Annotated in this window: 22 protein-coding genes; 15 read left to right on the top strand and 7 right to left on the bottom strand. The window is 64.8% G+C overall.

Features of this window, described 5'->3' with window-relative positions:
- Positions 1-292 precede the first annotated feature (292 nt).
- Positions 293-577, bottom strand: coding sequence for a hypothetical protein (locus BM186_RS23770; protein WP_074918799.1), 285 nt, complete (start codon positions 575-577; stop codon positions 293-295).
- A 175-nt stretch (positions 578-752) separates the two neighbouring features.
- Between BM186_RS23770 and BM186_RS23765 the strand changes: the two genes are divergently transcribed.
- Positions 753-1,382 (top strand): class I SAM-dependent methyltransferase, encoded by a 630-nt coding sequence (locus BM186_RS23765; RefSeq protein ID WP_074918797.1) that lies wholly within the window; start codon positions 753-755, stop codon positions 1,380-1,382.
- Between the two features lie 25 nt (positions 1,383-1,407).
- Here the strand turns inward: BM186_RS23765 and BM186_RS23760 are convergent, their stop codons facing one another.
- Together BM186_RS23760 and BM186_RS23755 are read right to left on the bottom strand one after the other, a co-directional pair.
- Positions 1,408-1,713: an NIPSNAP family protein gene (locus BM186_RS23760; protein ID WP_074918795.1), complete on the bottom strand. Its 306-nt coding sequence runs from the start codon at positions 1,711-1,713 to the stop codon at positions 1,408-1,410.
- Between the two features lie 29 nt (positions 1,714-1,742).
- Positions 1,743-2,960: an MFS transporter gene (locus tag BM186_RS23755; RefSeq protein WP_074918793.1), complete on the bottom strand. Its 1,218-nt coding sequence runs from the start codon at positions 2,958-2,960 to the stop codon at positions 1,743-1,745.
- 104 nt (positions 2,961-3,064) lie between these two features.
- On the opposite strand from BM186_RS23755, the gene BM186_RS23750 reads away from it, so the two are divergent.
- On the top strand, positions 3,065-3,838 hold the full coding sequence (locus BM186_RS23750) for an AraC family transcriptional regulator (RefSeq protein WP_074918791.1): 774 nt from the start codon (positions 3,065-3,067) through the stop codon (positions 3,836-3,838).
- A gap of 104 nt (positions 3,839-3,942) precedes the next feature.
- Here BM186_RS23750 and BM186_RS23745 read toward each other — a convergent pair whose 3' ends face one another.
- A complete protein-coding gene (locus BM186_RS23745) occupies positions 3,943-4,854 on the bottom strand; it encodes a LysR family transcriptional regulator (protein ID WP_074918789.1) in 912 nt (303 codons plus the stop codon).
- Positions 4,855-4,957: 103 nt separating this feature from the next.
- Here BM186_RS23745 and BM186_RS23740 point away from each other — a divergent pair, with 103 nt between their 5' ends.
- From BM186_RS23740 to modC, 4 genes are all read left to right on the top strand, one after another.
- Positions 4,958-5,887, top strand: a complete 930-nt coding sequence (locus BM186_RS23740) for a DMT family transporter (RefSeq protein ID WP_074918787.1) — start codon at positions 4,958-4,960, stop codon at positions 5,885-5,887.
- 298 nt (positions 5,888-6,185) lie between these two features.
- Positions 6,186-6,941 carry a molybdate ABC transporter substrate-binding protein gene (gene modA / locus BM186_RS23735; RefSeq protein WP_074918785.1) on the top strand — a complete coding sequence of 252 codons (756 nt, stop codon included), beginning with the start codon at positions 6,186-6,188 and terminating at the stop codon, positions 6,939-6,941.
- Positions 6,942-6,985: 44 nt separating this feature from the next.
- A complete protein-coding gene (gene modB, locus BM186_RS23730) occupies positions 6,986-7,666 on the top strand; it encodes a molybdate ABC transporter permease subunit (protein ID WP_074918784.1) in 681 nt (226 codons plus the stop codon).
- The gene (modC, locus tag BM186_RS23725) at positions 7,666-8,790 is read left to right on the top strand and encodes a molybdenum ABC transporter ATP-binding protein (RefSeq protein ID WP_074918782.1); all 1,125 of its coding nucleotides are present in this window, start codon (positions 7,666-7,668) and stop codon (positions 8,788-8,790) included. The genes modB and modC overlap by 1 nt, the downstream gene beginning before the upstream one ends.
- Before the next feature lie 213 nt (positions 8,791-9,003).
- On the opposite strand, the gene BM186_RS23720 is transcribed toward modC, so the two are convergent.
- The gene (locus BM186_RS23720) at positions 9,004-9,585 is read right to left on the bottom strand and encodes an RBBP9/YdeN family alpha/beta hydrolase (RefSeq protein ID WP_074918780.1); all 582 of its coding nucleotides are present in this window, start codon (positions 9,583-9,585) and stop codon (positions 9,004-9,006) included.
- Positions 9,586-9,831: 246 nt separating this feature from the next.
- Between BM186_RS23720 and oscA the strand changes: the two genes are divergently transcribed.
- The 5 genes from oscA (at position 9,832) to BM186_RS23695 (ending at position 13,902) form a co-directional block, all read left to right on the top strand.
- Complete coding sequence (oscA, locus tag BM186_RS23715) at positions 9,832-10,014, top strand: sulfur starvation response protein OscA (protein ID WP_003464528.1); 183 nt, start codon at positions 9,832-9,834, stop codon at positions 10,012-10,014.
- A gap of 102 nt (positions 10,015-10,116) precedes the next feature.
- The gene (locus BM186_RS23710; protein WP_072426201.1) at positions 10,117-11,115 is read left to right on the top strand and encodes a sulfate ABC transporter substrate-binding protein; all 999 of its coding nucleotides are present in this window, start codon (positions 10,117-10,119) and stop codon (positions 11,113-11,115) included.
- A gap of 89 nt (positions 11,116-11,204) precedes the next feature.
- Entirely contained in the window at positions 11,205-12,023 is an 819-nt protein-coding gene (cysT, locus tag BM186_RS23705; RefSeq protein WP_074918778.1) for a sulfate ABC transporter permease subunit CysT, read from the top strand.
- A 10-nt stretch (positions 12,024-12,033) separates the two neighbouring features.
- Entirely contained in the window at positions 12,034-12,906 is an 873-nt protein-coding gene (gene cysW / locus BM186_RS23700) for a sulfate ABC transporter permease subunit CysW (protein ID WP_074918776.1), read from the top strand.
- A 3-nt stretch (positions 12,907-12,909) separates the two neighbouring features.
- A complete protein-coding gene (locus BM186_RS23695; protein WP_072426198.1) occupies positions 12,910-13,902 on the top strand; it encodes a sulfate/molybdate ABC transporter ATP-binding protein in 993 nt (330 codons plus the stop codon).
- 107 nt (positions 13,903-14,009) lie between these two features.
- Here BM186_RS23695 and BM186_RS23690 read toward each other — a convergent pair whose 3' ends face one another.
- Positions 14,010-14,702, bottom strand: a complete 693-nt coding sequence (locus BM186_RS23690) for an ArsR/SmtB family transcription factor (protein ID WP_074918774.1) — start codon at positions 14,700-14,702, stop codon at positions 14,010-14,012.
- Positions 14,703-14,786: 84 nt separating this feature from the next.
- Here BM186_RS23690 and BM186_RS23685 point away from each other — a divergent pair, with 84 nt between their 5' ends.
- Both BM186_RS23685 and BM186_RS23680 read left to right on the top strand, forming a co-directional pair.
- A complete protein-coding gene (locus BM186_RS23685) occupies positions 14,787-15,131 on the top strand; it encodes an antibiotic biosynthesis monooxygenase family protein (RefSeq protein ID WP_074918772.1) in 345 nt (114 codons plus the stop codon).
- Positions 15,132-15,142: 11 nt separating this feature from the next.
- Positions 15,143-15,880 (top strand): sulfite exporter TauE/SafE family protein, encoded by a 738-nt coding sequence (locus BM186_RS23680; RefSeq protein ID WP_074918770.1) that lies wholly within the window; start codon positions 15,143-15,145, stop codon positions 15,878-15,880.
- 9 nt (positions 15,881-15,889) lie between these two features.
- Here the strand turns inward: BM186_RS23680 and BM186_RS23675 are convergent, their stop codons facing one another.
- Complete coding sequence (locus BM186_RS23675) at positions 15,890-16,291, bottom strand: hypothetical protein (RefSeq protein ID WP_074918768.1); 402 nt, start codon at positions 16,289-16,291, stop codon at positions 15,890-15,892.
- Positions 16,292-16,413: 122 nt separating this feature from the next.
- On the opposite strand from BM186_RS23675, the gene BM186_RS23670 reads away from it, so the two are divergent.
- Together BM186_RS23670 and BM186_RS23665 are read left to right on the top strand one after the other, a co-directional pair.
- Positions 16,414-17,199, top strand: a complete 786-nt coding sequence (locus tag BM186_RS23670; RefSeq protein ID WP_072426251.1) for an MmyB family transcriptional regulator — start codon at positions 16,414-16,416, stop codon at positions 17,197-17,199.
- 132 nt (positions 17,200-17,331) lie between these two features.
- Entirely contained in the window at positions 17,332-18,078 is a 747-nt protein-coding gene (locus BM186_RS23665) for a hypothetical protein (protein ID WP_074918766.1), read from the top strand.
- Positions 18,079-18,088 lie beyond the last annotated feature (10 nt).

The following is an 18,088-nucleotide window of genomic DNA, read 5'->3' as shown; positions in this document are numbered from 1 at the left end:
TAAGCCGGCCAATCTACGGGAAAGCTCCGCTACGGGGCAAACCCGGGAACAGGCTGTTGCGCAGATCGCGCCCTGGACCGTGCCAGGCGTCAGACGCACACGAGCGCCTTACTGGACAACGCCGGGTGCCGCGCCTGGTTCGGTCACTGTAGAAGCGCCGCCCCGGCGCGAAGACGGCTGCGGCCGTATCGCAATATCGAGTTGCCGGTTCCATTCGCCGCGGGGCGCGGCTCCTACAGGTCTTGGCAGCGCGGGCGGATGCGGGAGGTCGTTCCTCCCGCCAATATCCAGGCTAGACGAATGCCTGGTCGCCGAAACCACGCGGCAGACGCTGCGGGCCTGGCAAGGCAGCCAGACGCGCCTCCCAGGAAGTGCGCCAGTCGTTGACGGCGCGGGCAGCCTTTTCGCGGCGGGCGGCACGGCGCGCGGCATTGCGTGCGTTACGTCGAGCTTCGGTGAACACTTCGGTCTTGCGGCAATTGCGGCATTTGACCTTGGCCAGCTCGGTGGTGGCGGGCAGCTTTTCACCATGAGAGCCACAGGCGAGGTGGCCAGAGACTTTGTAGTGCGTAACCATCGCGTTATCTCCTTGATTGTGGGCGCCCGGCTGCTGACAGCCGGTCTACACCCCTCAGGAAATGGGACTGTGCAAGCGGTACGCAGGTTCATTGGCTACCGACCAAGGACCACGCCGCCTCTGGCCGTGCGCCCCGCCAAAGGGTTTTAATGCGCTCTTTTGCCGGAACCTCACCATGCCCCTGAGCCCCGATGAACTCGCGCAGATCAGCGCCCTCACCCTGGCCCATTACCAGAGCAGCGCCGAGGATTTTCGCGAGGGCACGCGCGACCACGACGTGAGCCAGAACATCGCCGCGCTGCTGCGCCATATCGAGGGCGAGAAGCCCTGGCGCATCCTCGATTTCGGCTGCGGGCCGGGGCGGGATCTGCGTACGTTCAGCAGCCTCGGCCATACCGCCGTCGGCCTCGATGGCTGCGCCGAGTTCGTCGCCATGGCGCGTGCCGATAGCGGCTGCGAGGTGTGGCAGCAGAGCTTTCTCGAACTGGACCTGCCGGCCGGACATTTCGACGGCATCTTCGCCAACGCCAGCCTGTTCCATGTGCCCGATCAGGAGCTGCCGCGCGTGCTCGGCGAGCTGCATGCGGCGCTCAAGGCCGGCGGTGTGCTGTTCAGCTCCAACCCACGCGGCGAGAATCAGGAAGGCTGGAACGGCCCGCGCTACGGCAGCTACCACGACCTCGAACGCTGGCGCGCGCGGCTCACGGCGGCCGGTTTCGTCGAGCTGGAGCACTACTACCGCCCCGCCGGCCTGCCACGCGACCAGCAACCCTGGCTGGCCAGCGTATGGCGACGAGTCGCTTAGCTCACCACCACAGGCATGCGTCGCCCTAGTCGAATACGGGCCGGAAGAAGCTGCGCTCGTAGCTGAGGATGCAACGTGTCTCTTCGGCGTAGCGAAAGGCCGCCTGGCATTCGGCGTCGGCGAAGGAATCCTGACGATAACGCTCGTAGTCGGCCAGGCTGGGGAAGCTGAACAGCGCCAGGGCCACGTCGTTGGCGCCCTCGGACGGCAGGAAGTAACCGTGGTGCGTGCCGCCGAAGCGCTCTACCAACGGAATCCACAGCTTCGCGTAGTGCTCGAATTCCTTGAGTTTGTAGGGGTCGACGATATAGCGCAGATAGCAGGTGATCATGGCTGTCCTTACTTGCAGGTGGTGAGCGGCTACTGTTTTTTGAGCGACGGCAGCAAAGCCGTGAGGATACCCAGTAGCGGCAGGAAGGAGCAGATCAAGAACACCTCCTCGATGCCGTGGATGTCCGCCAGATAACCGAGCAGCGCCCCGCCGATGCCACCGAAGCCAAACATCAGGCCGAAGAACAGCCCGGCGATCATGCCGACGTTGCCCGGCATCAGCTCCTGGGCGAAGACCACGATGGCGGAAAACGCCGAGGCCAGGATGAAGCCGATCACCATGCTCAGCACGCCCGTCCAGAACAGGTCGACGTGCGGCAGCAGCAGGGAGAACGGCGCCACGCCGAGGATGGAGAACCAGATCACCTGCTTGCGCCCGATGCGGTCGCCAATCGGCCCGCCGAAGAAGGTGCCGGCCGCCACCGCGCCGAGGAACAGGAACAGATAGAGCTGCGAGCTGGCCACCGACAGGTCGAATTTCTCGATCAGAAAGAAGGTGAAGTAACTGGTGAAGCTGGCCATGTAGAAGTACTTGGAGAACACCAGCAGCGCCAGGATCAGCAGGGCGAACTTCACCCGCCCTGCCGACAGGCCGTGGGTGGCCACGCCGCCCTGCTTGAGCTTGAACAGCGTCAGGTGGTGGCGGTACCAGCGGCTCAAGCCGTATAGCACGACGATGGCGAAGGCGGCGAACAGGCCGAACCAGGCGACGTTGCCCTGGCCGTAGGGAATGATGATGGCCGCCGCCAGCAGCGGGCCGAAGGCGGTGCCAGCATTGCCGCCGACCTGGAAGGTGGACTGTGCCAGGCCGTAGCGCCCACCCGAGGCCAGGCGGGCGATGCGCGACGCTTCGGGGTGAAAGGTCGACGAGCCGATACCCACCAGCGCCGAGGCCAGGAGAATCGCCGGGAAGCTGCCGACGAAGGCCAGCATGAGGATGCCGACCAAGGTGCACAACGAGCCGGCGGGCAGCAGCCAGGGCTTGGGATGGCGGTCGGTGTGGTAGCCCACCCAAGGCTGCAGCAGCGAGGCGGTGAGCTGGAAGGTCAGGGTGATCAGGCCGATCTGGGCGAAGCTCAGGCCGTAGTTGAGTTTGAGCATCGGGTAGATGGCGGGCAACACCGCCTGGATCAGGTCGTTGATCAGGTGCGCCAGGGCGCAGGCGCCGATCACGCGTATCACCAGAGGGCTGGCCTGACTGATGGGCGAGGCGCCGGCCAGGGTCGTAGCGGCAGGACTGCTGGACATGCTTGAAGCTTCCGGACGAGGTGAGGGACGGCGCTATGCTAGGCTGCGCCCAATCGCCTGTCTCACGAAGACAGGGCAGCAACCCTCGCAAAAAAGGCACATCCATGCGCTTAGCTGACAAGCTGCTGGCCGAGATCGACGCTTCCCCCTGGCTGGTCAGCAGCAGCGCCACCGATTACCCGATCAACGCCATCATCGAGCCGCACTCGCACCGCAACAAGCACCAGCTGATCTACGCCATTTCCGGGGTGATGGTGGTGACCTCGGCGCTGAATCAGTGGACGGTGCCACCGAGCCGCGGTATCTGGATGCCTTGCGGCCAGGTGCACGCGATCCGCTGCATCGGCAGCGTGCGAATGCGCAGCGTCTTCGTGCGCCCCGACAGCCTGGCGGATATGCCCGCCGAGTGCCGCGCCGTGGCCATCTCGCCGCTGCTCAGTGAACTGATCCGCGCCGCCGTGGCGATCACCCAGCCCTACGCCGACGACTCCCGCGAGGCACGGGTGATGCGCCTGATCCTCGATGAACTGCGCATCCTGCCGACCCTGCCGCTGCACCTGCCGCAGCCGGCCGACCCGCGCCTGCAGCCGATTTGCACCACGCTACAGAACGACCCTGGCGACGCCTCCACCCTGGCCGACTGGAGCACCCGCCTGGGCCTGGACGAGAAGACCATCCAGCGCCTGTTCCAGAAGGGCACCGGCATGACCTTCGGCCAGTGGCGCCAGCAGGCGCGCCTGTTGCTGGCGCTGGAGCGTATCGCCCTGGGCGAGAAGATCATCGACATCGCCGGAGAGCTGGGCTACGACAGCCCCAGCGCCTTCGCCACCATGTTCAAGAAGCAGTTCGGCACCACGCCCAGCCAGTTCTTCAAGTGATGCCCGGTGGAGGTGCTTGCGCGGCAACTGTCGCGGCTACGACTGCATGGATGCAGGAGGTAGAGCGAAGCAGGATGCCAGAGCCGAAAGCCCCTCCCACCTCGTCACGCACCCATGCTGTCGCCAGCTGGCCGCTCGGGCGAGAGATAGCTGACCAGCTGCCGTGCATGGGACGACAGCGACTCCCAACTGCGCACGCACAGGCGCAGTTCGCGGGTGGCCCAGATATCTTCCAGCATCACCACCGCCACCGGCAGTTCCTGGGCGAAGCGGGTCGCGGCTACCTCGGGCAGCATGGACACGCCAACGCCCTGCGCCACCAGTTGGGCGATGGCATCGAAGCTCGGCGCGCGTACTCGCACCTTGAGCGGCAAGGCATTGCGCACCGCCATGTATTCGATGAAACGCTGCATCGCGCGCTCGGCCGGCAGGCAGACGAAGGGGTAGTTGAGTGCATTGCGCAGCGAGGCCGGGCGTTGCTCAATCAGCGCATGGCCATGGGGCACCAACAGCACCAGGCGGTCGTTGCGAAACGGCAGCGACAGCAGGTCATCGGTGGCCAGGTTGCCGTCGTAAACGCCGATGTCGATGCTGCCTTCCCTGACGATTTTCAGCACGTCCTTGCTGTTGTACTCGGCCAGTTGCAGATCCACCTCGGGGTAGTCGGCCAGGAACGGCCCGAGCGCCGCCGGCAGGAAGGTGCTGTTGGCCACCGTGGAGGCCGCCAGGCGCAGGGTGATGCGCCGCTCGCCGTTGAGTTCCTGCAGGGTGTCGCTGAGCTGGCGGGCCTCCTTCAGCACGCCCTGGCAGGCCTCCAGTACCAAGCGGCCGGCGGGGGTCAGGCTCATGCCGTCACTGCTGCGCACGAACAGCGTCAGCCCGCAGCGCTCCTCGAACAGACGCAGGCGGGTGCTGGCCGCCGACACGGCGACGGGGAAGGTCGCCGCCGCCTTGCTCAGGCTGCCGGTGGCGGCAATCGCCGCGATCAGGCGCAGGTCGGGCAGGTCGAAATGCATGAAGCCTTCTCCAAATCAGAAAGCCATCTTCGTGAAATTGCGATTCTGGCCGTGTAGCTTTCCGCTCAGAATAACAGCTCACTCCCCTGCCGCAGCCCCGCTCATGAATGCTCTGACCGCCTCGTACCGGCGCAGCCTGGACAACGGCGTGCTGTTCGCCGTGCTCTCGGCCACCGGTTTCAGCCTGAAAGCCATCTTCGTCAAACTCAGCTATGCCGCCGCGCCGGTGGATGCCATCACCGTGCTGAGCCTGCGCATGGGCCTGGCCTTGCCGCTGTTCGCCTGGCTGCTGTGGCTGAGCCGGGGCATCGGGCAAGCGCGCTTGTCGGCGAAGGACTGGGCGCACGTCCTGCTGCTGGGGATGCTCGGCTACTACCTGTCGAGCCTGTTCGACTTCTACGGCTTGCAGTACATCAGCGCCGGGCTGGAACGGCTGATCCTGTTCACCTACCCGACGCTGGTGCTGCTGTTGCAGATGCTGGCGCTGGGCGAGCGGCCGGGCCCGCGCACCTTCCTCGCCCTGGGCCTGTGCTACCTGGGCCTGAGCATCGCCCTGGTACATGACATCCGCGTGGAGGGCGACAGCGAGCAGATCCTGCTGGGTGCCGCCTGGGTGTTCGCCAGCGCGGTGACCTACGCCCTGTACTACCTGGGCACCGGCGTGGTGATTCGCCGGGTCGGCTCGATGCGCCTGGCGGGACTGGCCGGCGGTTCCTCGGCGATCATGGTGTTGATCCACTACGCCATTAGCGGTGACCCGACGCAACTGGCGAACCTGCCGAGCGAGGTATGGCTGTACGGCGCACTGATGGCGCTGCTGTCGACGGTGCTGCCGATCTACTGGCTGGCCCTGGCCGTGCAGCGCATGGGCGCCAGCCATGCCGCCATGTTCGGCAACCTGGGCCCGGTGCTGACACTGTTTGCCGCCTGGGTGCTGCTCGGCGAGGCCATCACCCTGTACCAGATCGCCGGCCTGGCACTGGTCCTGCTGGGTGTCTCGCGCCTGTCTTCAGGCAAGCGCAAGACGAGCTGAGCCGGGCTCAGCCCTGGCGAATCAGATCGGCCGCCTTCTCGCCAATCATGATGCACGGCACGCAGGCATAGAGGATGGTCTCGCGGGTGCACCGCTAGGTGCGCCACTGGCCGTTCTGACGCAGCTCCAGACCAGTGACGCGCTAGCCATCGAGCAGCAGGCGCTCAACTTCGCAGATGGTGCGCACGAAGATCGTGCATGGAAACAGTCCGCAATAGCGCTATATACAAAAAAACATAACGAGGTAGGATTGCCCAACCCACAATGGCCCCTACACCTGCACTCGACAGGAATCTCCATGCTCAAGCCTCTCAAGCACAGCTTGCTCGCCCTCAGCCTGATCTTCACCAGCGGCGCCATCGCCGACGAGGTCAAGGTCGCCGTGGCCGCCAACTTCACCGCACCGATGCAGGCCATCGCGCCCGCGTTCGAGAAGGCCACCGGGCACAAGCTGGTGGCGTCCTTCGGCGCTACCGGGCAGTTCTATGCACAGATCAAGAATGGCGCGCCGTTCGATGTGCTGCTCGCCGCCGACGACACGACGCCGGCCAGGCTGGAGAGCGAAGGTGCAACAGTGCCCGGCTCGCGTTTCACTTACGCCATCGGCAGCCTAGTGCTGTGGTCAGCCGATGCCAGCTACCTCGACGGCACCGACGCGGTGCTGAAAGCCGGCCAGTTCAGGCACCTGTCCATCGCCAATCCCAAGGCCGCGCCCTACGGCCTGGCCGCGATGCAGGTGCTGGACAAGCTGGGCCTGAGCGAGGCGGTGAAAGCCAAGCTGGTGGAGGGACAGAACATCACCCAGGCGTACCAGTTCGTCTCAACCGGCAATGCCGAGCTGGGTTTCGTCGCGCTGTCGCAGGTGTACAAGGACGGCCAGGTCAGTAGCGGCTCGGCCTGGATCGTGCCGGACACCATGTACGACCCGATCAAGCAGGACGCGGTGATCCTCAAGCAGGGCGCGGACAATCCGGCCGCTGCGGCACTGGTCGAGTACCTGCAGAGCGCGGAAGCGACCAGGGTGATCGAATCGTTCGGCTATAAACTGCCGTAGCCGGATTGCATCCGGGCTACGTTCGCCACTTCCGGAATCCCTGCATGCCGCTGTCCAAGAATGACCTCGACGCCATCCTCCTGACCCTGGAGCTGGCCACGCTGACCACCGTGCTGCTGCTGATCATCGGTACCCCCATCGCGCTGTGGCTGGCGCGCACCGAGTCCTGGCTCAAGCGCCCGGTCGGTGCCATTGTCGCGCTGCCGCTGGTGCTGCCGCCGACGGTGATCGGCTTCTACCTGCTGGTGAGCATGGGGCCCAATGGGTTCTTCGGCCAACTGACGCAGAGCCTTGGTCTCGGCACCTTCACTTTCACCTTTACCGGTCTGGTGATCGGTTCGATCTTCTATTCCCTGCCCTTCGTCGTACAGCCGTTGCAGAACGCCTTCGAGGCCATCGGTCGCGGCCCACTGGAGGCCGCCGCCACCCTGCGCGCCAACCCCTGGGATACCTTCTTCAGCGTGGTGCTGCCGCTGGCCCGCCCTGGTTTCATCACCGCCGCCATTCTCAGCTTCGCCCATACCATCGGTGAGTTCGGCGTGGTGCTGATGATCGGCGGCAATATCCCCGGCAAGACCCAGGTGGTGTCGGTGCAGATCTACAACCACGTGGAAACCATGAACTACGCCCAGGCGCACTGGCTGGCCGGCGGCATGGTGGCGTTCTCCTTCATCGTTCTGCTGGCGTTGTACGGCGGGCGTAATGCCCGGATGAGGGCACTGTGATGTTCGGGTTCGGCAAGGCACCGATACCTGCCATCCACGACGATGGACGCATTCGCGCGCGCTTTCTGGTCAAGCATCCGGGCTTCACCCTGGATGTCGACCTCGACCTGCCCGGACGCGGCATCAGTGCGCTGTTCGGCCATTCCGGTTCGGGCAAGACCAGTTGCCTGCGCTGCTTCGCCGGGCTGGATCGCCCGCAGCAGGGCTACCTGCAGGTGGCTGGAGAGCTCTGGCAAGACAGTGAGCGCGGTTTCTTTCTGCCGGCGCACAAACGCGCCATCGGCTACGTGTTTCAGGACGCCAACCTGTTCCCGCACCTGAGCGTGCGCAAGAATCTGGAGTACGGCCAGCGGCGCATCCCCGCGTCGCAACGCAAGGTGGCGCTGGATCAGGCGCTGGAGCTACTGGGCATCGCTCATCTGCTCGAACGCATGCCCTCGGCGCTGTCCGGCGGCGAACGCCAGCGCGTCGGTATTGCCCGCGCGCTGGTGACCAGCCCACGCCTGCTGCTGATGGACGAGCCGCTGGCTTCGCTGGACCTCAAGCGCAAACAGGAAGTGCTGCCGTATCTGCAGCGCCTGCACGAGGAACTGGACATCCCCGTGCTCTACGTCAGCCATGCGCCGGACGAGGTGACGCGCCTGGCCGATCATCTGGTGCTGCTCGACGAAGGCCAGGTGCGCGCCAGCGGCCCGCTCAAGGAGTTACTGCTGCGCGCCGACCTGCCCTTCGCCAGCGACGAGGATGCCGAGGCGGTGATCGACGGCCAGGTCTGCGCTCACGACGGCGACTACGACCTGCTGCAACTGAGCCTTCCTGGCAGCGAAGCGTACCTGCGCCTGCCCCATGCGGCGCTGCCCAGCGGGCATCGGGTAAGGGTGAAAATCAAGGCACGCGACGTCAGCCTGGCGCTCAATCGCGCCGAGGATTGCAGCCTGCTCAACCTGCTGCAGGCGACGGTGGAAAGCTGGCAGGCGCTCGATGCGCAGATGCTGCTGACCCTGCGCCTGGGTGAGCAGCGCCTGCTGGCGCGGATCACCCGCTACTCCTTCGATCAGTTGGGCATTCATGCCGAACAGACGATCTGGGCGCAGATCAAGTCGGTATCGCTACTCGCGCCGTAGGGTGCGGGACAAACGATCCGGTCGACCGTAGGATGCGCCGCGCGCACCAAGCACACGCAGATGCCCCTGTCTCGTAGACCGGATGCAATCCGGGGCGATTACCAGATGCCCGACAATTGCGGCATACCCGGTGCGCATGGCGCACCCTACGTCAAGACCGATGCACGCCGTAGGGTGCGCCGCGATGAGAAAGGTGGTGCAGCAATGACAGTCTCAGGCGCGCAAGCGCGACTGCTGTTCGATGCGGCTCTGCAGGCGATACAGATAACCGAAGCCCTGCTCCCAGTAACGGTGCCCGGACTTCACGTTGATATGCCCTGCACCGCTCAGAATCGCCGCCTCGCTACCCCAGGCCCGCGCCAGCTCCATGGCGCGCAGGGCGCTGGCCGCTGCGTCGTTGTCGGAACCCACCAGCAGGCTGGGAAAGGGCAGCAGATCACGCGGCATCGGTGCGAAATTCTGCAGCGCCTCGGGGCAGCCCGGCCGCTCGACATCGGCCGGCGCCACCAGCAGCGCGCCGCGCACACGGCGCAGCAGTTCGACCGGTGCCTGCGTGGCCCAATGCGCCACCGTCACGCAGCCCAGGCTATGGGCGATGAGGATGAGCGGACGCGGATCGTCGGCGACTGCCTGGTTCAACGCGGTGACCCAGTCGCTACGTTGCGGGTGGAGCCAGTCCTTCTGCTCCACACGCGCACTGTTCGGCAGGCTGCGCTGCCAATGGCTTTGCCAGTGCTCTTCGGGGGAGCCCTGCCAACCCGGCAGGATCAGATAACGGATTGCTTCGCTGCCCATCACGGCGCCTCCTTCAATCGAATGGCGTCAGTCTAGGCAGTACGAATTAATTACAAAAAGAATAAGAGCTTATTTGCTTATTCCAAAAATTCAAGGCAAACACACGACGCCTTATATTTCCAAAAAGCATATAAATGTTCTTAAACAATATTTTTAAGAATATTTCCGCCTCTCTACTATCCGCTCCACGCCAGCGTCGGTACTCCATACCGCCGCCGTGGCGACCTATTCACAAGGAGCCTGGAAATGACCGCGACGCTGAGAAACCTCGAAGGCCAGGATGAAGCCAGCATCCTGCGCGAGATTCAGACCGCCCTGCATGGCCTGAAATTCGGCTCGGTGGAAATCACCGTGCACAACGGCCAGGTCGTGCAGATCGAGCGCAAGGAAAAGATTCGCCTGCAACAACCGAGCACCAAGAACAGCTGAAACATGATGCGGCCCGACTGGACCACCAGAGGGCTCGAGAAAGATCGCCCCGCCTGACACCCAATACGCCAACACAAGAATTTCACAGTTAGGAGCTGCACCATGTCCCTTCGTCGTTTTGCCCTGGCCGCGCTGGCCAGCAGTCTGATCGCCGGCCCGGTGGCCGCCGCACAAACCCTGCTCAACGTGTCGTACGACCCGACCCGTGAGCTGTACACCGAATTCAACGCCGCCTTCAACAAGCACTGGCAGGCCCAGGGCAACGAAGCGGTGACCATCCAGCAATCCCACGGTGGTTCGGGCAAGCAGGCCCGCGCGGTTATCGACGGCCTGCGCGCCGACGTGGTGACCCTGGCTCTGGCCGGCGATATCGACGAGCTGTACAAGCTCGGCAAGCTGATCCCGGAAAACTGGCAGGAGCGTCTGCCGGACGCCAGCACCCCCTACACCTCGACCATCGTGTTCCTGGTGCGCAAGGGCAACCCGAAAGGCCTGAAGGACTGGGATGACCTGGTCAAACCGGGCGTGGAAGTGATCACCCCGAACCCGAAAACCTCCGGCGGTGCGCGCTGGAACTTCCTCGCTGCCTGGGCCTATGCCCAGCAGAAGTATGGCAGCGAAGCTGAGGCCAAGGCCTTCACCGAGAAGCTCTACAAGAACGTCCCGGTGCTCGATACCGGCGCCCGCGGCTCGACCATCACCTTCGTCAACAACGGCATCGGCGACGTGCTGCTGGCCTGGGAGAACGAGGCCTTCCTGGCGCTCAAGGAAGAAGGCGGAGAGAACTTCGAGATCGTCGCGCCTTCGCTGTCGATCCTCGCCGAACCGCCGGTGAGCGTGGTCGATCAGAACGTCGACAAGAAAGGCACCCGCAAGGTCGCCGAGGCCTACCTCAACTACCTGTACAGCGAGGAAGGCCAGCGTATCGCCGCCAAGCACTTCTACCGCCCACGCAACCAGGCGGTGGCGGCCGAGTTCGCCAAGCAGTTCCCGCAGCTCAAGCTGGTAACCATCGACGCTGACTTCGACGGCTGGAAGAGCGCGCAACCGAAGTTTTTCAACGATGGCGGCATCTTCGACCAGATCTACCAGGCGCAGTAGCCCTTAGGGTGCGCCGTGCGCACCAGTGCACGGCCCACCAGATCGTCGCAGCCAGTGGCGGGTTCCACCCGCCCTACCAAGGAGCTTGCATGTCTCGCCGCACTTCCCCCGTCATACCCGGCTTCGGGCTGACGCTGGGTTACACCCTGGTGTACCTCAGCCTGTTGGTGCTGATTCCCCTGGGTGCCATGTTCGTCCACGCTGCCCAGCTCACCTGGGATCAGTTCTGGGCAATCATTTCCTCACCGCGCGTGCTGGCCGCCCTGAAGCTGAGCTTCGGCACCGCCTTTCTCGCTGCCATCATCAACGGCGTGATCGGCACGCTGCTGGCCTGGGTGCTGGTGCGCTACACCTTCCCCGGTCGCAAGGTCATCGAAGCGATGATCGACCTGCCGTTCGCCCTGCCCACAGCCGTTGCCGGTATCGCCCTGACCGCGCTCTACGCGCCCAACGGTTTGATCGGCCAGTTCGCCACGGCCCTGGGCTTCAAGATCGCCTACACCCCGCTGGGCATCACCCTGGCGCTGACCTTCGTCACCCTGCCCTTCGTCGTGCGCACCCTGCAGCCGGTGCTGGCCGACATCCCCCGCGAGGTCGAGGAAGCCGCCGCCTGCCTCGGTGCCAAGCCGTTGCAGGTGGCTCGCCATGTGCTGCTGCCGGCGTTACTGCCGGCCTGGCTGACCGGCTTTGCCCTGGCTTTCGCCCGTGGCGTTGGCGAATACGGCTCGGTGATCTTCATCGCCGGCAACATGCCGATGAAGACCGAGATCCTGCCGCTGCTGATCATGGTGCAGCTGGACCAGTACAACTATGCCGGCGCCACCGCCATCGGTGTGCTGATGCTGGTGGTGTCGTTCATTCTGCTGCTGCTGATCAACCTGCTGCAGCGTCGCATCAGCCGTTCTTGAGGAGCCAGGCATGTCATCTGCAACCCTGACGGCCAGTGCCGCCAACAATGCCGCACGCCGTGGCAACGCCCTGGGCCGCCGCCTGCTGATCGTTTCGGCCTGGCTGGTGTTCGCCTTCTTCCTGCTGCTGCCCTTGTTCGTGGTGGCGACCGAGGCGCTCAAACAGGGCGTCGGCGTGTTCGTCACTTCGATCCTCGAACCTGACGCCATCAGCGCGCTGAAACTGACCCTGCTCGCCGTGGGCATCGCCGTGCCGCTCAACCTGGTGTTCGGCGTGGCCGCCGCCTGGTGCGTGAGCAAGTACGAGTTTCGCGGCAAGAGCATGCTGGTGACCCTGATCGACCTGCCGTTCTCGGTGTCACCGGTAATCGCCGGTCTGATCTATGTGCTGCTGTTCGGCGCCCAGGGCTTCTTCGGCCCCTGGTTGCGCGAGCACGACATCCAGATCATCTTCGCCCTGCCCGGCATCGTCCTCGCCACCGTGTTCGTCACCGTGCCCTTCGTCGCCCGCGAGCTGATCCCGCTGATGCAGGAACAAGGCACGCAGGAGGAAGAGGCCGCGCGCCTGCTCGGTGCCAACGGCTGGCAGATGTTCTGGCACGTGACCCTGCCCAATATCAAATGGGGCCTGATCTACGGCGTGGTGCTGTGCACCGCGCGGGCGATGGGCGAGTTCGGCGCGGTTTCGGTGGTCTCCGGGCACATCCGCGGCTACACCAACACGCTGCCGCTGCATGTCGAGATTCTCTATAACGAATACAATCACGTCGCCGCCTTCAGCGTTGCCAGCCTGCTGCTGCTTCTGGCGCTGTTCATCCTGCTGCTCAAGCAGTGGAGCGAATCCCGTATCAACCGCCGCAAAGCCAGTGCTGGCGAGGAATAAAACATGAGTATCGAAATCCGTAACGTCAGCAAGAACTTCAACGCGTTCAAGGCGCTGAACGAGATCAACCTGAACATCCAGAGCGGCGAACTGGTCGCCCTGCTCGGCCCGTCCGGCTGCGGCAAGACCACCCTGCTGCGCATCATCGCCGGCCTGGAAACCCCGGACAGCGGCACCATCGAGTTCCATGGCGAGGACGTCTCCAACCACGACGTGCGTGATCGCAACGTCGGCTTCGTGTTCCAGCACTACGCGCTGTTCCGCCATATGACGGTGTTCGACAACGTCGCTTTCGGCCTGCGCATGAAGCCCAAGGGCCAGCGCCCGAGTGAAGAGGTGATCCAGCAGAAGGTGCACGAACTGCTCAACCTGGTACAGCTCGACTGGCTTGGCGATCGCTACCCCGAACAGCTCTCCGGCGGTCAGCGCCAGCGTATCGCCCTGGCCCGCGCCCTGGCGGTGGAGCCGAAAGTGCTGCTGCTCGACGAACCCTTCGGCGCGCTGGATGCCAAGGTGCGCAAGGAGCTGCGCCGCTGGCTGGCGCGCCTGCACGAAGACGTGCACCTGACCAGCGTATTCGTCACCCACGACCAGGAAGAAGCCATGGAAGTGGCCGACCGCATCGTGGTGATGAACAAGGGCGTGATCGAGCAGATCGGCACGCCGGCCGAAGTCTACGAGTATCCGGCCAGCGATTTCGTCTACCACTTCCTCGGTGACGCCAACCGCCTCTACGTCGGCAACGATCACCACGTGCTGTTCCGCCCGCACGAGGTTGACCTGTCCAGCGAACCGAGCCCGGAGCACAAGGCCGGCGAGGTACGCGACATTCGTCTGCTCGGCGCGATCACCCGCATCACCCTCAAGGTCGAGGGCCAGGACGAGCTGATCGAGGCCGAGGTGGCCAAGGATCACGTCAGCCTGGACAACCTCGCCCGCGGCACCACCCTGTACTTCAAGCCCAAGGGCGGCAAGCCGGTCAGCGCCCAGGTGTAGCTCTTCGTAAGGTGGGCCGGGCGGCAGTACGTAGGGTGGGCTTCAGCCCACCGCTCAGAGCTCAACCTTTGTTTGGTGGGCTGAAACGAATCGTCGCTCAGCCCACTCTACGGAGCCGCGATCGCCATGATCGCCCTACGCCCTTGGGGTGAGACCTGCAGCGCACGCGAACCCGTGCTGCGCCGCAACCAGCCCTCGCCTTCGCACAGACCCAGCAACGCCGCGCCCAGCGCACCACCGAGATGCGGCTTGCGCTCGCTCCAGTCCGGGCAGGCACAGAGTCGCTGGCGGCGCTGACGGTTGACCTGGTGCAGATCGATCCCCAACGCCTGCAGCCCCTGCTCGCCGCTTGCCGTCAGTTGCAGTGCATTGCCCTCCTCGCTCAGCCAGTCAGCCGCGTGCATGCGCGCGAACACGCCGACCGCCAACTCGCCGGCCAGATGGTCATAGCAGGTGCGCGCCTCGCGCATGGTCTGCGGAGTACCGCGTGAAGCCGGCACCGCGCGTGGTTGCCGTGGCTGCGCGGCCAGCGCGGCACTGGCCAGAGCCTCGACCAGTTGCCCGACTTCCGGCCCGGCCAGGCGGTAGTAGCGATTGCGCCCATGGCGTTGCTGCGCCAGCAGGCCGCCTTCTACCAGCTTGGCCAGGTGCGCGCTGGTCGACGAAGGCGACAGCCCCGCCAACAAGGCCAGCTCGCCGGCCGGCCGCGCGCTGCCATCCATCAGCGCCCAGACCATGCTGGCGCGCCCGGCATCGGCGAGCAGCGCGGCAATCGAACTGAAACCCGGTGCGTATTCCATAGTTCACCTCATGACGAAACATGGCGTGCAGTAAATATGGATACTGGCAGGCAATTTCAGCCAGAGCCAGCCAGGGAGAAACCGATGCTCGCCGTGATCTTCGAAGTTCAGGCCAAGCCAGACCAGCAGCAGGACTATCTCGACCTCGCCGGTGAGTTGCGCCCGCTGCTCGCCGAGCAGCCGGGTTTCATTTCCATCGAGCGCTTCCAGAGCCTGACCCAGCCGGGGAAGATCCTGTCGCTATCGTTCTGGCAGGACGAAGCCGCGATCCAGGCCTGGCGCCAGCGCGAGGAACACCGGCGCGCACAGACGGCAGGACGCGAGGAGGTCTTCAGTCACTATCGGTTGCGCGTGGCCCAGGTGCTACGCGACTACTGCATGCACGAGCGCGAACAGGCGCCGGCCGACAGCCGCGCGATCCACGAGTAGGGGGCAGCTCGATGACTGAGCACCTGCTCCTGATCCTCGTCACCTTCCTGCTCGCCGGCATGGTCAAGGGTGTGGTTGGCCTTGGCCTGCCAACCATCGCCGTCGGTCTGCTCGGCCTGGTGATGGCGCCATTGCAGGCCGCCGCGCTGCTGATCATCCCGTCGATGGTGACCAACATCTGGCAGCTGTGCGACGGTCGCAGCCCACTGCCGATGCTGCGCCGGCTGTGGCCGATGCTGCTGGGCATCCTGTTCGGCACGCTGCTGGTCGCCGCTGTACTGCAGAGTCTCGACCTGCCCGGCGCGACCCGCTGGTTGGGCGTCGCCCTGGTGGTCTATGCACTGCTTGGCCTGGCCAAGGTGCACTTTCGTGTGGAACGCGCGAAGGAAGGTTGGTTGGGCCCGGTGATCGGTGCGCTCACCGGCGCGATCACCGCGGTTACCGGTGTATTCGTGATTCCCGCCGTGCCCTACTTGCAGGCCATCGGCCTGGAGAAGGACGATCTGGTTCAGGCCCTGGGGCTGTCCTTCAGCGTCTCCACCCTGGCTCTGGCGGCAGCGCTCGGTCACAGCGGTGAACTGCTGCAACCGGCGGTGCTGGGCGTATCGGCCCTCGCCCTGGTACCCGCACTGCTGGGCATGGCCGGCGGCCAGTGGCTGCGCAAACGTATCAGCGCGGAGCGCTTCAAGCGCTGGTTCTTCATCGGCCTGTTGCTGCTTGGGGCAGAACTGGCGCTGCGCGGTCTCTGAACCTGACCATCAAACGGCGGCAGCCTGCGAGTGCTTGAGGCCGAACCATTGCAACTCGGCCAGCAGCGCCACCGCCAGCGCCTGAGCGATAACGAAGGCGTAGCCGAACAGGTTCGGCGACACCCAGCCGATCACCAGTACCAGCAGGCTGTCGATCACCCACAGCGCGTTGACCGCGATCACCGCCCAGATCGCCTGGCGGCTGATTTCGGCGCGGTTGGACAACCACACCAGCAGCGCTGCGAACGGCAGCAGGGCGCTACCGGCGACCAGCAACAGCATGCGCGGTAGTTCGAGGAAGGCGCCCAGCCAGCCGGCCGCCAAGACCAGTAGCAGACCGGTGACACCGCTGAGCAGGCCATCGAGCAAGAGGGCGTTGCGCAGCACCGGGGTGGGTTGCAGTGCGTTCATGGCGAATCCTCCGTAGGGGCACCGGAGTGGTGCCTGGCCTACAGATTTCGCCGAAAACAGCAGCGCGTCGATTACCTGCCAGGTAATGGCCGACATGACCTGACTGAACTATCGTGCTGGCCATGAACAATACCCAGACCGCCGGCGCCCTTTTGCGCCAATGGCGCCAAAGGCGCCGCCTGAGCCAGCTTGACCTCGCCTGCGAGGCGGAGATATCCACCCGCCACCTGAGCTTCGTCGAGACCGGACGTGCGCAGCCCAGCCGCGAGATGCTGCTGCATCTCGCCGAGCAGTTGGAGATTCCCCTGCGCGAGCGCAATCGGCTGCTCAGCGCAGCCGGTTTCGCCCCGCTGTACAGCCAGCACGAGCTGAGCGACCCGGCGCTGGCTCCAGCCCGCCAGGCGATCGAACAGTTGCTCAAGGCCCATGAACCCTATCCGGCGCTGGCCATCGACCGACAGTGGAACCTGCTGGCAGCCAACGCCTCGGTCGGCCCCTTTCTCGCCGGCATGCCGGACTTTCTGCTCGGCCCGCCGCTCAATGTGATGCGCCTGTCGCTACACCCCGAAGGCCTGGCACCGCGTATCGCCAACCTCGCCCTGTGGCGCGCACACCTGCTGATGCGCCTGCAGCGTGACGCCGAAATCAGCGGCGACGAAGCCCTGTTCAGCCTGCTCGATGAGCTGCGCGGTTATCCGGCGCCGGCTGAAGTCCCTGCGCCACCGAGCGACGCCGTGCTGGTGCCGCTGCAACTGCACAGCGAACAAGGTGTGCTCAGCCTGATCAGCACCATCACGGTGTTCGGCACCCCGAATGACGTGACCCTCGCCGAACTGGCACTGGAAACCTTCTTCCCCGCCGACGCTTTCACCGCCGAGTACCTGCGCAATCTGGCGAACAGCACCTGAACGGTAGCGATTTCCGACGAAATCACTCTTTCGGGTCATGCTCTGCAGCGCGTCACGCAGTAGTCTTGGCGCTGCGTCATTGACGCTGCCCCACTGCATACCTGCTCAAAACAATAACAAGGAGCACCCCGGATGCGCTGTAAAGCACTGTTGCGCCATGCTTTTTTCTGGTCGCTCGGACTCTTCGTCGGGCTCTCGCCAGTGGCCTTCGCCGAGGCCGTCAGCCCGCAGGAACAGATTCAGGTACACGCCAGCCGCGCCACCAGCAGCCTGATGCTGTTACGTGGCGAAGGTTTCCAGAAGACCCATCAGCAGCGCCTGGAAGCCGACCTCGCCGCGCTGGCCGGTGCCATGCAGAGCCTGCCGCAGGGCAGCGCCGCACTCACCAGCGCGCATCAGGCCCTCGTTACCCAATTGCGCAACGGTGTTTCCTATGGCCCCGGTGACGAGAACGTGCCCTGGCGCTTCCCCGAGGACCTCAGCCGCGCCCTGCGTGACTTCCTCAGCACGGCCCGGGCCCTGCCGGGCGCCGAAGGCGAGAGCGAGCTGGCGGCCAAGGTCGAGTACCTCTGTGTGCAATACCTCAGCCGCTCCTACCTGGGTACCTTCGAGATCGCTCGCGAGCAACCCGGCACCTACCTCGGTCAGGATGAACGCCTGCTGCTGCCCGCCATCGACAGCGAGCTGCAGGCAATCGAGGACCAATCCGCCCCGCAGGTGACCAAGCTGCAGACGCGCTGGAGCTACCTGCGTGCCGCGCTGGCCGACATGAACAGCCAGAGCAACACCCTGCAGAGCGTCTCCGGTCGTCCCTTCGCGCCCATTACCGTGGATCGTCATGCACGCTTGATGACGGCGCAGTGGATGGAGATGTTCTAGAAAGGCTCGC

The organism is Ectopseudomonas toyotomiensis, from assembly GCF_900115695.1.
GTDB lineage: Bacteria > Pseudomonadota > Gammaproteobacteria > Pseudomonadales > Pseudomonadaceae > Aquipseudomonas > Aquipseudomonas toyotomiensis.
The sequence above is the reverse complement of the archived record's forward strand: the minus strand, read 5'-3'. Positions and strand labels throughout refer to the sequence as shown.